13 protein-coding genes are annotated in these 14,691 nt (G+C 69.7%); 9 read left to right on the top strand and 4 right to left on the bottom strand.

All coding sequences use genetic code 11. The annotated features are described in order from the left end of the window. Positions 1-12 precede the first annotated feature (12 nt). From AU195_RS05720 to AU195_RS05710, 3 genes are read left to right on the top strand one after another with little or no spacing between them, the layout of a single operon-like run. A complete protein-coding gene (locus tag AU195_RS05720) occupies positions 13-1,320 on the top strand; it encodes a bifunctional o-acetylhomoserine/o-acetylserine sulfhydrylase (RefSeq protein ID WP_059158094.1) in 1,308 nt (435 codons plus the stop codon). Positions 1,321-1,338: 18 nt separating this feature from the next. Beyond that, positions 1,339-2,460 carry a homoserine O-acetyltransferase MetX gene (gene metX, locus AU195_RS05715; RefSeq protein WP_059158093.1) on the top strand — a complete coding sequence of 374 codons (1,122 nt, stop codon included), beginning with the start codon at positions 1,339-1,341 and terminating at the stop codon, positions 2,458-2,460. Continuing rightward, entirely contained in the window at positions 2,457-3,176 is a 720-nt protein-coding gene (locus AU195_RS05710; protein ID WP_059158092.1) for a class I SAM-dependent methyltransferase, read from the top strand. Before metX ends, AU195_RS05710 begins: the two co-directional genes overlap by 4 nt. A 123-nt stretch (positions 3,177-3,299) precedes the next feature. On the opposite strand, the gene AU195_RS05705 is transcribed toward AU195_RS05710, so the two are convergent. Both AU195_RS05705 and AU195_RS05700 read right to left on the bottom strand, forming a co-directional pair. Continuing rightward, positions 3,300-3,593, bottom strand: a complete 294-nt coding sequence (locus AU195_RS05705; protein ID WP_059158091.1) for a DUF3017 domain-containing protein — start codon at positions 3,591-3,593, stop codon at positions 3,300-3,302. 7 nt (positions 3,594-3,600) lie between these two features. Further along, positions 3,601-4,458, bottom strand: a complete 858-nt coding sequence (locus tag AU195_RS05700) for a bifunctional methylenetetrahydrofolate dehydrogenase/methenyltetrahydrofolate cyclohydrolase (RefSeq protein WP_172800484.1) — start codon at positions 4,456-4,458, stop codon at positions 3,601-3,603. A 26-nt stretch (positions 4,459-4,484) separates the two neighbouring features. On the opposite strand from AU195_RS05700, the gene AU195_RS05695 reads away from it, so the two are divergent. The 6 genes from AU195_RS05695 (at position 4,485) to AU195_RS05670 (ending at position 12,175) form a co-directional block, all read left to right on the top strand. After that, the gene (locus AU195_RS05695; protein WP_059158089.1) at positions 4,485-5,690 is read left to right on the top strand and encodes an NADH:flavin oxidoreductase; all 1,206 of its coding nucleotides are present in this window, start codon (positions 4,485-4,487) and stop codon (positions 5,688-5,690) included. Between the two features lie 4 nt (positions 5,691-5,694). After that, positions 5,695-6,594, top strand: coding sequence for a hypothetical protein (locus AU195_RS05690; RefSeq protein ID WP_059158088.1), 900 nt, complete (start codon positions 5,695-5,697; stop codon positions 6,592-6,594). Between the two features lie 43 nt (positions 6,595-6,637). Beyond that, entirely contained in the window at positions 6,638-9,232 is a 2,595-nt protein-coding gene (locus AU195_RS05685) for an FHA domain-containing protein (RefSeq protein WP_059158087.1), read from the top strand. A 115-nt stretch (positions 9,233-9,347) separates the two neighbouring features. Then, positions 9,348-10,304, top strand: coding sequence for a helix-turn-helix domain-containing protein (locus AU195_RS05680; protein ID WP_059158086.1), 957 nt, complete (start codon positions 9,348-9,350; stop codon positions 10,302-10,304). 16 nt (positions 10,305-10,320) lie between these two features. Further along, positions 10,321-10,962 carry a rhomboid-like protein gene (locus AU195_RS05675; protein WP_059158085.1) on the top strand — a complete coding sequence of 214 codons (642 nt, stop codon included), beginning with the start codon at positions 10,321-10,323 and terminating at the stop codon, positions 10,960-10,962. Then, entirely contained in the window at positions 10,949-12,175 is a 1,227-nt protein-coding gene (locus tag AU195_RS05670; protein WP_059158084.1) for an esterase/lipase family protein, read from the top strand. The genes AU195_RS05675 and AU195_RS05670 overlap by 14 nt, the downstream gene beginning before the upstream one ends. Here AU195_RS05670 and AU195_RS05665 read toward each other — a convergent pair. Together AU195_RS05665 and AU195_RS05660 are read right to left on the bottom strand one after the other, a co-directional pair. Continuing rightward, positions 12,162-12,980: a transglutaminase-like domain-containing protein gene (locus AU195_RS05665; RefSeq protein ID WP_082702975.1), complete on the bottom strand. Its 819-nt coding sequence runs from the start codon at positions 12,978-12,980 to the stop codon at positions 12,162-12,164. The two genes, AU195_RS05670 and AU195_RS05665, sit on opposite strands and share 14 nt — an antisense overlap. 114 nt (positions 12,981-13,094) lie before the next feature. Beyond that, positions 13,095-14,552: an FAD-dependent oxidoreductase gene (locus AU195_RS05660; protein ID WP_059158083.1), complete on the bottom strand. Its 1,458-nt coding sequence runs from the start codon at positions 14,550-14,552 to the stop codon at positions 13,095-13,097. Between the last annotated feature and the right edge of the window lie 139 nt (positions 14,553-14,691).

Raw genomic sequence — 14,691 nt, 5'->3', positions numbered from 1 at the left:
GGTCCGTTTCGCATGAGCACGCCAGAAGACCTGATCGCCTCGTGGTCGTTCGAGACCAAACAGGTCCACGCCGGCCAGACGCCTGACGCGGCGACCAACGCCCGCGCGCTGCCGATCTACCAGACCACCTCCTACACGTTCCGCGACACCGACCACGCCGCGGCGCTGTTCGGGCTGGCCGAGACCGGCAACATCTACACCAGGATCATGAATCCGACGACCGACGTCGTCGAGCAGCGGATCGCCGCGCTCGAAGGTGGTGTGGCGGCGCTGTTCCTGTCCTCCGGGCAGGCTGCGGAGACCTTCGCGATCCTCAACCTGGCCGGCGCCGGCGATCACATCGTGTCCAGCCCGCGGCTCTACGGCGGCACGTACAACCTGTTCCACTACACGCTGCCCAAACTCGGCATCGAGGTCACCTTCGTCGAGAACCCCGACGACCTCGAGTCGTGGCGGGCCGCGGTGCGCCCCAACACCAAGGCGTTCTTCGGTGAGACGATCTCCAATCCGCAGATAGACGTGCTCGACATCCCTTCGGTCGCCGGCGTCGCGCATGACGCAGGTGTGCCGCTGATCGTCGACAACACCATCGCCACGCCGTACCTGATCCAGCCGCTGTCCCACGGTGCGGACATCGTCGTCCACTCGGCCACCAAGTACCTCGGCGGGCACGGCAACGCGATCGCCGGGGTGATCGTCGACGGCGGCACGTTCGACTGGACCAACGGCAAGTTCCCCGGCTTCACCGACCCCGACCCGAGCTACCACGGCGTCGTGTTCGCCGACCTCGGCGCGCCCGCGTACGCGCTCAAGGCGCGCGTCCAGTTGCTGCGCGACCTCGGTAGCGCCGCCGCACCCTTCAACGCGTTCCTGATCGCCCAGGGTCTGGAGACGTTGAGCCTGCGGGTCGAGCGCCACGTGGCCAATGCCCAGCGCGTCGCCGAGTACCTGGCCGGCCACGACGACGTACTGTCGGTGAACTACGCCGGGCTGCCGAGCTCGCCGTGGTACGAGCTCGGAAAGAAGTTGGCGCCCAAGGGGACCGGCGCGGTGCTGGCTTTCGAGCTGGCCGGCGGCGTCGATGCGGGCAAGGCCTTCGTCAACGCGCTCACGCTGCACAGCCATGTCGCGAACATCGGTGACGTGCGCTCGCTGGTGATCCACCCGGCGTCCACCACGCACGCGCAGCTGAGCCCCGAGGAGCAGCTGGCCAGCGGCGTCACGCCCGGCCTGGTGCGGCTGGCCGTCGGCATCGAGGGCATCGACGACATCCTCGCCGACCTCGAGCAGGGCTTCGCCGCCGCCAAGGCGATCGCCTGAGTCCCGAAGAGACAGCAAGTGACGATTTCTGACGTGCCCATCACCACACTGCCCGCCGAGGGTGAGATCGGCGTGGTCGACATCGGCCCGCTGACGCTGGAGAGCGGCGCGGTGCTCGACGACGTGTCGATCGCCGTGCAGCGGTGGGGGGAACTGTCCCCCAACCGCGACAACGTCGTGATGGTGCTCCATGCGCTGACCGGTGACTCGCACGTCACCGGACCCGCCGGACCCGGCCACCCCACCCCGGGCTGGTGGGACGGCGTCGCCGGGCCGGGCGCCCCGATCGACACCGACCGCTGGTGCGCGGTCTCGACCAACGTCCTCGGCGGCTGCCGCGGCTCCACCGGACCGTCCTCGATCGCCCCCGACGGCCGGCCGTACGGCTCGCGGTTCCCCGCGGTGACGGTCCGCGACCAGGTCACCGCCGACCTCGCCGCGCTGGAGGCGCTCGGCATCACCGAGGTCGCCGCGGTGGTGGGCGGATCCATGGGCGGCGCGCGGGCGCTGGAGTGGATCGTCGGCCATCCGGACACGGTCCGTGCGGCGTTGGTCCTCGCCGTCGGTGCCCGCGCGACGGCCGACCAGATCGGCACGCAGAGCACCCAGGTCGCCGCGATCAAGGCCGACCCCGACTGGCGCGGTGGCGACTACCACGACACGGGGCGCACGCCGTCGACCGGACTGGCCATCGCCCGCCGCTTCGCCCATCTGACCTACCGCGGTGAGTTGGAGCTCGACGACCGCTTCGGCAACGACGCCCAGGGCGACGAGATCCCGACGACCGGCGGACGGTACGCCGTGCAGAGCTACCTGGAGTATCAGGGCGCCAAGCTGGTCGAGCGCTTCGACGCGGGCACCTACGTCGCGCTGACCGACGCGCTCTCGAGCCACGACGTCGGCCGCGGCCGCGGCGGGGTGCGGGCCGCCCTGCAGAGCTGCCGGGTGCCGACGATCGTCGGCGGCGTCACCTCCGACCGGCTCTACCCGCTACGGCTGCAGGAGGAGCTGGCCGAACTGCTGCCGGCCTGTCCGGGTCTGGAGGTCGTCGACTCGATCTACGGCCACGACGGGTTCCTGGTCGAGACGGAGGCCGTCGGCAAGCTGATCCGGCGCACGCTGGAGCTGGCGGCCCGGTGACCGACCCGTCGCTGTCCTTCGGGGAGCAGGCCGCGGCCTACGAACGCGGCAGGCCGTCGTATCCGCCGGACGCGATCGACTGGTTGCTGCCGCGCGGCGCCCACACCGTCCTGGACCTCGGTGCGGGCACCGGCAAACTGACCACCCGTCTGGTGGAGCGCGGGCTGGACGTCATCGCCGTCGACCCCATCCCGGAGATGCTCGAGGTGCTGACGCGGTCGTTGCCCGACACCCCGGCGCTGCTGGGGACCGCCGAGGAGATCCCGCTGGCCGACGACAGTGTCGACGCGGTGCTCGTCGCGCAGGCCTGGCACTGGTTCGACCCGGAACGCGCCGTCAAGGAGGTCACCCGCGTGCTGCGGCCGGGCGGGCGGCTCGGGCTGGTGTGGAACACCCGTGACGAGAGGATGGGCTGGGTCAAGGATCTGGGCCGCATCATCGGCCACGAGAACGACCCGTTCACCGACGAGGTGTCGCTGCCGGGCCCGTTCACCGACCCGGAGCGCCACCACGTCGAGTGGACGAATTACCTGACACCCCAGGCGCTCATCGACCTGGTGGCCTCGCGCAGCTACTGCATCACCTCGCCCGCGGACGTGCGCACCCACACGCTCGACCGGGTGCGCGAGCTGCTGGCCACCCATCCTGCGTTGGTGAACACGACGGGGCTCGCGCTGCCGTACGTGACGGTGTGCATCAGGGCGACGGTGGCCTGAGGTCGCTCCGGAACGTCAGCACCGCTCGACGGGGTAGACCCTCCGGCCGAACGTGAGCTTGTGCGCGAGGATCCGGCCCGGACTCGCACACGAGCTCACGCTCGGCGAAAGGGCAGCCTCAATCTAGCTGGTGCCCAGCGGGTCGATGGTCCACGCGACGTAGAACATGGTCGCGCTGACCGTCGCCGTCGTCACGACGTCGACTGCCTTGCTGCGCACCGCGAGAAGCCCGGCCCGCTCGTCGGTCAACGAGATGCGAAGCGCCGCAGCCACTCCCACACCCACCGCGAGGACCAGCGCACCACGACGCCAGTAACCGGCGACCACGAGGCCGAACGCCGTCACGACGATCAGGCCGACCGCCAGGATCGGCCATTGTCCCGCGAACACCTTGCGGGCGAATTCTTTTGCGGTCATCGCAGCGTCACGCGCGCGCGAGCACCTCGGCGCGTTCGACGACGTTGGTCAGCAGGAACGCCCGGGTCAGCGGACCCACCCCGCCGGGGTTTGGTGACACGTGCCCGGCGACCTCCCACACGTCCGGGGCGACGTCACCGACGAGCTTGCCGCTGTCGTCGCGGCTGACCCCGACGTCGATCACCGCCGCACCCGGACGGACCATCTCCGCGGTCACCATGTGCGGCACCCCGGCGGCGGCGACGATGATGTCGGCCTCGCGGGTGAGCTGCGGCAGGTGCCGAGTCGCGGTGTGGCACAGGGTGACCGTGGCGTTCTCCGACCGGCGGGTCAGCAGCAGCCCGAGCGGGCGTCCGACCGTCACGCCGCGGCCGATCACCACGACGTGCGCGCCGGCGATCTCGACTTCGTACCGGCGCAACAGGTGGACGATCCCGCGCGGCGTACACGGCAGCGGTGCGGGCTCGTTGAGCACCAGCCGGCCCAGGTTGGTCGGGTGCAGACCGTCGGCGTCCTTGCCCGGGTCGATGCGCTCGAGCGCGGCGTTCTCGTCGAGGTGTCGGGGCAGCGGCAACTGCACGATGTAGCCGGTGCATTCGGGGTTTGCGTTGAGCTCGTCGATCGTCGCGTCGAGTTCGGCCTGACCGATGTCGGCGGGCAGATCGCGGCGGATCGAGTTGATGCCGACCTTCGCGCAGTCGGAGTGCTTTCCGCGCACGTACGCCTGGGAACCGGGATCGTCGCCGACCAGGACCGTCCCCAGCCCCGGTGTGTGCCCCTGTTCGGTGAGCGCCGCCACCCGTTCCTTGAGGTCGACGAAGATCTCGTCCCGCGTGGCTTTCCCATCGAGCGTTATCGCACCCACGCCAGACATTGTGGCAGGCTGCCGGTATGGACACCCAGCCCGATGTGTTCACCCCGGCCAAGCTCGGCCCGGTGACCCTGCGCAACCGCATCATCAAGGCCGCCACCTTCGAGGCGGCGACGCCGAACGCGCTGGTCACCGACGACCTCATCCACTATCACCGGCTGCCTGCGGCCGGCGGCGTCGGCATGACCACGGTCGCCTACTGCGCGGTGGCGCCCGGCGGGCGGACCGACGGCTGGCAGATCTGGATGCGGCCCGAGGCGATTCCAGGCCTGCGCCGCCTCACCGACGCGGTGCACGCCGAAGGCGCGGCGATCAGCGCACAGATCGGGCATGCCGGCCCGGTGGCCAACTCGCGCACCAACAAGGCCAAGGCGCTGGCGCCGGTGCGGTTCTTCAATCCGCTGTCGATGCGCTTCGCCAAGAAGGCCAGCCGCCAGGACATCGCCGACGTCACCGCGGCGCACGCCAACGCCGCACGCCTGGCGATCGACTCCGGATTCGACGCCGTCGAGGTGCATCTCGGCCACAACTACCTGGCCAGCTCGTTCCTGAGCCCGCTGATCAACAAGCGCAGGGACGAGTACGGCGGATCGCTGGAGAACCGGGCCAAGGTCGCGCGCGGCGTGGTGCGGGCCGTGCGGGACGCCGTCGGCAACCAGATCGCGGTCACCGCGAAACTCAACATGACCGACGGTGTGCGCGCCGGGATCCCGCTCGAGGAGTCGTTGCAGACCGCCAAGTGGCTCGAGGAGGACGGCGGCCTCGACGCCCTGGAACTCACCGCGGGCAGTTCGCTGGTGAACCCCCTCTACCTGTTCCACGGCGACGCTCCGGTCAAGGAGTTCGCCAGTGCGTTCAAGCCGCCGCTGAGCTGGGGCATCCGGATGACCGGCAAGAAGTTCTTCCGGGAGTACCCCTACCGCGAGGCGTTCCTGCTGGACAAGGCCAGGAAGTTCCGCGCCGAGCTCACGATGCCGCTGATCCTGTTGGGCGGCATCACCAATCGCGAGACGATGGACCTGGCGATGGCCGAGGGATTCGAGTTCGTCGCGATGGGCCGCGCCCTGCTCGCCGAACCCGACCTGATCAACCGGATCAAGGCCGAGGCGGCTCCCGGCTCGGTGCGCTCGGCGTGCACGCACTGCAACAAGTGCATGGCGACGATCTACAGCCACACCCACTGTGTGGTGACCGGCGCGCCGGATTCGCTGCCCGTGCTCGGCTGACGCCGTGAAGGCGGACCGCGACGCCATGGTCACCTACCGCTACGTGCGGGTGGGCCTGGTCGCGCTGGTCGTCTTCCTGCTGGTCTCCGTCGGCCTCACCTGGCAGGACACCTGCCTGCAGAGTTCGATCAGTGCGTTCTACTACACACGCACGCACGCCGTGTTCGTCGCCGCGCTGTGCGCCGCCGGCATCTGCCTCATCGCCTATCAGGGCAGCCGTCTCGGCGAGGACGCGCTGCTGAACTTCTCCGGCTTCCTGGCCTTCGTCGTCGCGCTGATCCCGACCGACGCCGAGGGGCTGTGCCAGCCGTGGCTGCCGAGCGAGACCGATCCGTTCGGCGCCGTCGCCAACAACATCGTCGCGCTGTTCGCCGCCGCGGGCGCCGGATGTGCGCTGTACCTGGCGTTGCAGCGGTGGCGCGCGCCACAGCCCGGGCCCACCGCCGAACCTTTCGACTGCGCGTCGGCCCCCTCGGTGTGGAAGCGCATCGCCGCGGTGCTGCTGCGCATCGAGCCGTGGTTGCCCAAGGCGCTGTTCGTGCTCTTCGTCGCCGGCGCACCGCTGTCCTTGTGGGATTGGTTCCTCGACCACGCGCACATCATCGCCGCGGTCGCCTTCTTCCTCGGCATCGTGCTGGTGGCCGTCTACCACGCCTGCTACGCCCGCGCCGCCGACCGTCACCGGCGGGCCCGCTTCTACGCCGCGCACGCCACGGTGATGCTGGCGACGGTCGTCCTCGCGGTCGTACTCCTGCTGGCCGACGTGAGATTCGGCGTCTTCCTCGTCGAGTTGGCCCTGATCGTCGAGTTCGCCGTGTTCTGGGGCGTGCAGACGTGGGACGTGTGGGACGCCGGCGACCGTTACCCGGAGGCCGCGGTGCCGAGCCTCGCCGACGCGAGGTGATCATGAGCCGGGTTCGCCTGCGCTACCTATACAGTTGGTCCCGATGAGCCGACCGTCCCCACCTGCGCTGACCGTTCGGTACGAAGGATCCACCCGCACGTTCGCCCCTGGCAACGACGTTGTCATCGGCCGGGATCTGCGGGCCGACGTACGTATCGCCCACCCCTTGATCTCGCGCGCGCACCTGGTGCTGCGATTCGACCAGGGCCGCTGGGTGGCCATCGACAACGGCAGCCTCAACGGCATGTTCGTCAACGGCAGGCGCGTGCCCGCCGTCGACATCCGCGACGGGCAGAGCCTCAACATCGGCAACCCCGACGGCCCGCAGCTGACGTTCGATGTCGGCCGCCACCAGGGTTCGGCGGGACGGCCGCCGCAGACCACCGCCGTCCCCGTCGCGCGGGCCGCCACCGGAGGGTGGACACCGTCGGCGCCCCCGCCTCCCCCGATGTCGCGGCCGCAGCCGCGCTACCCGACCGGGGCCCAGCCGCACTATCCGTCCGGACCCCAGCCGCACTATCCGTCCGGGCCGCAGCCGCGGACGCGCCCACCGGCCCCCGCCGCCGCCATGTCGCCGCCGCTGTCCGAGCAGGCCGCGCTCGAACCCGTCACCCGGATGGGCCCGACGGCCGCTCCGCGCTCCGGTGACGCGGGCGGAAACCTCGCCACGAGCATGCTCAAGATCCTGCGGCCGGGCCGGGCGCCGGAGGCACCCGCCGGAGCCATCAAGATCGGCCGCGCGAGCGACAACGACATCGTCATCCCCGACGTGCTGGCCTCGCGCCATCACGCCTCGCTGGTGCCCGCGGCCGGCGGCACCGAGATCATCGACGCCCGCAGCATCAACGGCACCTTCGTCAACGGTGCCCGCGTCGAGTCGGCACTGCTGCACGACGGCGACGTGGTCACCATCGGCAACATCGACCTGGTCTTCAGCGGTGGCACGCTGGCCCGGCGGACGGAGACCGCCGCCGCCACCGCCACCGGCGGCCTCGACGCGCGCGCGGTCACATGGACGATCGAGAACAACAAGACGCTGCTGGACAACATCTCGCTGACCGCCCGTCCCGGCACGCTGACCGCGGTCATCGGGCCGTCCGGCGCGGGCAAGTCGACGTTCGCGCGCCTGGTCGCCGGCTACACCCATCCCACCGCGGGATCGGTGACGTTCGAGGGCCACAACATCCACGCGGAGTACGCCTCGCTGCGGTCACGGATCGGCATGGTGCCCCAGGACGACGTCGTGCACGGTCAGCTGACCGTCAAACAGGCGCTGATGTACGCGGCCGAACTGCGGCTGCCCCCGGACACCACCAAAGAGGACCGCGAACAGGTCGTCATGCAGGTCCTCGAGGAACTCGAGATGACCAAGCACCTCGAGACCCGCGTGGACAAGCTGTCCGGCGGCCAGCGCAAGCGTGCCTCGGTGGCGCTGGAACTGCTGACCGGCCCGTCGCTGCTGATCCTCGACGAGCCGACGTCCGGGCTGGACCCGGCGCTGGATCGCCAGGTCATGACCATGCTGCGGCAACTGGCCGACGCGGGCCGCGTCGTGCTGGTGGTCACCCACTCGCTGACCTATCTGGACGTCTGCGACCAGGTGCTGCTGCTGGCGCCGGGCGGTAAGACCGCGTTCTGCGGTCCGCCCAGTGAGATCGGCCGCTCGATGGGCACGACGAACTGGGCCGACATCTTCAGCTCGGTGGCCAGCGATCCGGAGGGGGCCAATCAGCGGTTCCTCGCGCTGAACGGTCCGCCACCGGACCAGCCGGCGACCGAGGACGAACCCAGCAACCTGGGCGAACCCTCGAAGACGAGCCTGCGACGGCAGTTCTCGACCATCGCGCGGCGCCAGATGCGCTTGATCGTCTCCGACCGCGGCTACTTCATCTTCCTGGCGCTGCTGCCGTTCATCATGGGGGTGCTGTCGCTGTCGGTGCCCGGCACCGTCGGGTTCGGGGTGCCCGATCCGATGGGCGACGCCCCGAACGAACCCGGCCAGATCCTGGTGCTGCTCAACGTCGGTGCGATCTTCATGGGCACCGCGCTGACGGTCCGCGACCTCATCGGCGAGCGAGCCATCTTCCGGAGGGAACAGGCCGTCGGCCTGTCCACCACGGCGTACCTGCTGGCCAAGGTGTGCATCTACGCGGTGTTCGCGATCCTGCAGTCCACGATCGTCACGGCGATCACCATCGCGGGTAAGGGGGCACCCACCCAGGGGGCGCTGACGTTCCTCAGCCCGACCGCCGAGCTGTTCGTCGTGATGGCCGCCACGACGGTGACCGCGGCGATGGTGGGCCTGGCACTGTCGGCGCTGGCGAAGTCCAACGAGCAAATCATGCCGCTGCTGGTCGTCGCGGTGATGAGCCAGCTGGTGTTCTCCGGCGGCATGATCCCGGTGACCGACCGGCTGGTGCTCGACCAGCTGTCCTGGATCACGCCCGCGCGGTGGGGCTTCGCCGCGTCGGCATCGACGGTGGACCTGATCAAGCTGGTCCCCGGTCCGCTGACACCGAAGGATTCGCACTGGGAGCACACCGGGTCGGCGTGGTGGTTCGACATGGGCATGCTGGCCGTGTTGAGCCTCGCCTACGTCGGGTTCGTTCGCTGGAAGATCCGGCTCAAGAGCGCTTGATTTCGAGTTCGACAAGATTTGGGCAAATTTTCGCGTTCCCGCCATGAGTGCGGTTATGGTGATCACCGTGCGCGGCTGACCCGCTGATCGATCGGCCGCCGTGGAAGGGGGCGGAGTGCAGACACACACCGGAACCCTCGTCCGCCGGGCATCGTGGGCCACTCCCGACCTCGCCGAGGCCCACGATCACCTACAGGCCGAATACGGCGCCAGCCTCGTGCTGCGCGAGTCGAGGGCCGCCACCCGTCAGCTCAGCGTCGAGCGTCGCCAGACCTCCACGTTCGAGTGTCACGATGTGCGGCTGCCCGCCAACCTGCAGTTCGACGTCGAGGACTACGGCGGCGTGGTCATCGCGGCGCTGCAAGCCGGGACGGTGACCGCGAACAGCGACGCTCACGGTGTCTCCTACCGGCGCGGCGACGTGTTCATGTCCAACTTCCCCGGCGCGCGTTACCGGTGCCACGCCGATCACGCCTCGTCGCACACCGTGACGATCCCGGTGCGGGTGCTGGCGGAATCCGCAGGCGTCGCGCCGTCGTCGCTGCGATTCATGTCGGGCAACCCCGTCAACGCCGCCGCCGCCGCGAAGTGGGTGGCCACGCTCGACACCGTCGAGCGGTTGCTCGACGACCCGGACACCGCCAACCCGATCACGCTGGGCAAGGCCGGCCGCATGCTGGCCGCCCGGGTGCTCGAGATCTTCCCCGTCACCAGGACACCCGGCACCGAACACCCGGGCCGGCTGGTCCCCAACTACCTGCGCCGGGCCATCGCCTACATGGAGGACCGCGCCGCCACGGACATCGGCGTGGCAGACATCGCCGCCGCGGTCGAGCTCACCCCCGACGGGGTGATCTATCTGTTCCGGCGCCATCTCGGGGTGGGTCCGCTGGACCATCTGCGCCGCATCCGGCTCGATCGTGCCCACCGGGACCTGCTCGACCACGACCCGGAGTCGACGTCGGTCTTCTCGATCGCCGCCCGCTGGGGTTTCCCATATCTGCCGACGTTCGAGGAGCTCTACCGCGGCTCCTACGGCCAGAATCCGCAGGAGACGCTGCACGCCGGCTGACCGGTAGATTCACAAGGTGGCACGTGCTCGGGGAGTGGTCGGACGTGGTCTGGCCGGCGCGCCGGCGACGTTCATATGGCTGGCCGTCCTCGCGGTCACCACGCGGGTGCAGCGGGCCGCGGGCGGTTCGCGCGCACAACTGCTGCGCAGCCAGTCGACCAATCTGCACCACCTCTCCGAGGAGCCGACGCGGGTGCTGGCGGCCAGCCTGTTCTGGCTCGACGGCCGGAGGTGGTGGCCGTATGTCCCGCCGTTCGCCGCCGTCCTCGCCCCGGCCGAGCGTCGCCTGGGAACCCAGCGGTGGCTCATGGTCGGCACCGCCGCGCACATCACCGGCACCTATCTCGGGCAGGGATACCTGCGCCGGTCCATCCGCGCCGAACAGGCGCCGCCACGGCTGGCCGACGCCCACGACGTGGGGGTCAGCTATTTCCTGCTGGGCGTCGCGGGAACGCTGTTTGCGTACCTGCCGCGCCGGCACCGGGCCCGTGCGCGGGCCGCCGGGGTGGCGGTGCTCGCGGCCAACGCGGTCGTCCGGCCGACGTTCACCGAGGTGGGTCACCTGAGCGCCTTCCTCACCGGCCTGGCGCTGAGCCCATTGGCGATCGACCGTGACCGGCACCCGTATCCGGGTACACAGGGACATGCGCGCCACTGAGATCAGGGCCCTCGGCGAAGTCGCCGCCGAGGGCGTCACCGTCCTGCACGACATCGTCCGGGGCATGCACACCGGCATCGCGAGTCGGGTGTTCGCCTCCGTCGGCCCCGCCGCCCGGCCGGTCGAGATGATCCACGACGCGATCGCCCAGGCCGTCTACACCGCCATCGGCACCACGGGGCAACGCGTGCCCCAGGCTGTCGGCGCGCTTGCGGCGACACGCTTCGACGACGAGACGCCGATCGACCGGACACCTGCCGTCGCGGAGGCGATCGCCGCGCTCAACGGCATCTACGGCGACGAACTCGCCTCCCGCGGCAATGCGCTGGCCACGACGATGGCGGTGCGGGTCGACGGGCGCAGCGTGGATCCGGCGCCTGCGCCGCTCGCCGAGGCGTTTCCCGAGGCGACGGACCGCATCGTCGTCTTCGTCCACGGCCTGTGCCAGACCGAATCGTCGTGGCGGCGGCCCCCGCGTGCGTCCGTCGAGGCGCCGGACCCGCGGCCGTACGGTGCGCGGCTGCGCGACGACCTCGGCTTCACCCCGGTCGACGTCCGGTACAACACCGGCCTGCACATCTCGGACAACGGGCATGCGCTCGACGAACTGCTGGTGTCGTTGACCGAGGCGTGGCCGGTCCCGGTGTCCGACCTCGCGTTGGTCGGGCATTCGATGGGCGGGCTGGTGGTGCGCAGCGCGTGCCACTACGGCGACGAGAACGGCGACGACTGGACCCGGCGGGTGCGCCAGGTGGTGTGCCTGGGCTCGCCACACCTGGGCGCCGACCTCGAGAAGGGCGTCAACGCCGCGGCGTGGGCGTTGGCCCGGTTACGCGAGACCCGCGCCCTGGCGGACTTCCTCAACCTGCGCAGCGACGGCATCAAGGATCTGCGTTTCGGCGCCTGCCTGGACGACGACTGGGCCGAGGCGGATCCCGACGAGTTCCTGCGGGACCGCTGCAACGAGGTGCCGTTCCTGCCCGGTGCGTCCTACCACTTCGTGGCGACGTCGGCCGCGCCGCGTCCGGTGGGCCTGATTCTGGGCGATCACCTGGTGCGGCCGGCGAGCGCGTCCGGGCGGGGACGACATCGCCGGATCCCCTTCGAAGCGGACAACGGTCTGGTGATGACGGGTCTGCATCACTTCGACCTGCTCAACCATCCCGAGATCTACGACCGACTGGTGCACTGGTTGGGCGTCACCGCAGAGTGACGAGGTCGGACACCGAGTCCCGCGGCAGTTCACCGTCGACCACCGCGGTGACCGTCATCTTCTGCAGGGTGATCGACCCGTCGTGGTTGTCGAGGAACGCGGTGTCGGCGGCGTCGCGTCCGGTCGCGATGCGCACCATGGACTGCCGGGGCGCCAGGCAGGTGGCGTCGACCACCCGCCACTGCCCGTCGACGTGCGCCTCCGCGACGGCGTGGAAGTCCATCGGGCTGCAGCCGGGCGCGTAGACGGAGACCAGGCGGGCCGGGACGTTGAGCGCGCGCAGCATCGCGATGACCAGGTGGGCGTAGTCACGGCAGACCCCCGCGCCGGCCAGCAGGGTGTCCGCGGCGCCGTCGATCGGATCGCTCGATCCCGGTACATAGTCGAGGCGGGCACCCACCCACGACGACACCCGCTCCAGTAGGGCTCCGGAGTCGGTGACGTCGCCGAATTCCGTTGCGGCGAAGCCGAAGAACTTGTCCGCCTCTGCGTAGCGGCTCGGTCGCAGATAGGTCGACAGATCGATCTCGCGGACCTCGGGCGGTTCGGCGAGACCCCGGATCGTCGCCTCGTAGGACGCGGTCACCGTGCCTTGCGCGGCGTCGAACTTGTGGATGCGGGTGCCGTGTTCGCCGCTGAGTTCCTGCGCCTCGACGGATGTGCCGTTGTGACGGAACGTCAGTGCTTCGGTCACGTCCGCGCCGGGATGGGCGGCGAGCGCGATCTGGAACTCGAGCGTGGTGGGTGCGGTGACCTCGATCTCGAGTTCGGCGCCGACGGTACGGCTCATGGTGTCGCGGGGCATCGGCCCAGTCTGGTGCCGATCGGGTGTGCGCGCAGCGCGAGAGCCGGTGACGCGCCGGGGCGAATCACACACGTGTCGACGTGGCGGGATTTGATCGAAGCGGTGTTCGACCGGTCACGTCACCACGCCCGTTCCCTGGTTCAGCGGACCGCACCGGAGGTCGAACCGCTCCCTGACCGTGTCCAGGGCCCGGCGCTGGTGGTCGCGGTGCCTGCGGTGCGTCAGCATGAACCTGGCCGTCGCCGCCAACCGGCGCGGCAGCGGGTACCAGAGGTCGAAATCCAGCCCGCACTCGGCGAACACCTTCATCGGCAGTTCATCCGCCATGAGGCTGAGGTTGTACTGCGCGAGGGTCAGCAGCGTGTACGGGAACGCCGTTCGCGACTTGTTCGTCAGGTCCTGGACGTCGAGTTCGTAGAGCGGGGTGTCACGCAGCCGGCCGAGCATCAGCATGTGCGTCAGGAAGTAACCCATGTATGAGCTCAGATGCATTGTCGCCGAACGAACCTGGATCGACAGCACCGAACCGCCCGCGGACACGTAGGGTTCGTACGGATCGTCACGGTGGGTGAGGTACCCCGTGCAGTTCACGATCCAGCTTCCGGGTGCGACGGGGATGCCCTCACCGCTGCGGAACGTCAACTCGACCCCGTCGCCTCGATCGACGGCGTCGAGGAAGTAGTCCATGGTCACCGAGTGCAGACCCTCGGCGATGGTTTTGCACTCGGCCTCCGACAACACGCCCAGCAGGAAGTTCGTGGTGCGGGGAGTGACCCAGGTGCCGTACCGCGCGCGGTGCCAGCGCCAGACCTCGTCCTCGTTCGTGCCGTCGAACCGCCGGGACGCCTGAACTCCCAGCGTGCTGACGAGGGTTCCGCCGACCCACCTCCGCACCCCGGTGGGGAAGAACTTGTCGCGGCACTGGAAGAACGTGCCGCCACCGGCGACCAGGTTGACCTCCCGTCCGGGACATCGAGTGATCAGCGCGTGGGCGGTGTCCATCGCGGTCTTCCCGCCGCCGATGATCCAGACCGGCGTTGAGCCGTCGGCTATCTCGCCGGTGTGCACGTCGCAGTAGTCCGGGGACACCGAATGCACGCGCTCACTCGAGATCGGCAGCGGATCGTTCGGTGTGACGCGTAAACCGTAGGCCTTCACCAGCTTCGCGGCGTCGATCTCCAGCGATGCGCCGTCGGCCGACAGGCAAGAGACGCGGACCCGGCCACCGGCCTCCACGTCGTCGACCATGTCCCAGCCGTAGAACTCGTCGACCCGCACACGCGTGCGGATCTCGTCGAGGCAGTGCTGCATATGGTCGAGCACCTCGTCCTTCGTCGCGAGGTACGACCGATCGCGGCCGAGCGTCCAGGCGATGTCGCCCGCGGTGAACATGCCGTGCGGCTGGTGCAGGCGGACATACGGGTACGTGTCGACCCACATCCCGCCGACGCGCCGCCTGCGGTCGACGAGGATGATCCGCTGATCCGGCGCGAGGTGCCGGCTCGCGGCATAGAGGGCGTTGAGGCCGGCCAGGCCGGCACCGACGATGCAGACATCACAGTTCTCGGTCATGGAGACCTCCTCGACCGCCCAAGTATTCGCCGCCCGAGCGCGAGAAAGCCAGAGTCCGTTGAAGCGTCAAGCACCTCACCGGTCGGAACCGAATTTCGTTCTTTGTTCGTCAATATCCGATAAGCGAACCCGCACCGGC

This window comes from Mycobacterium sp. IS-1496, assembly GCF_001499995.1.
Classification (GTDB): domain Bacteria; phylum Actinomycetota; class Actinomycetes; order Mycobacteriales; family Mycobacteriaceae; genus Mycobacterium.
The sequence above is the reverse complement of the archived record's forward strand: the minus strand, read 5'-3'. Positions and strand labels throughout refer to the sequence as shown.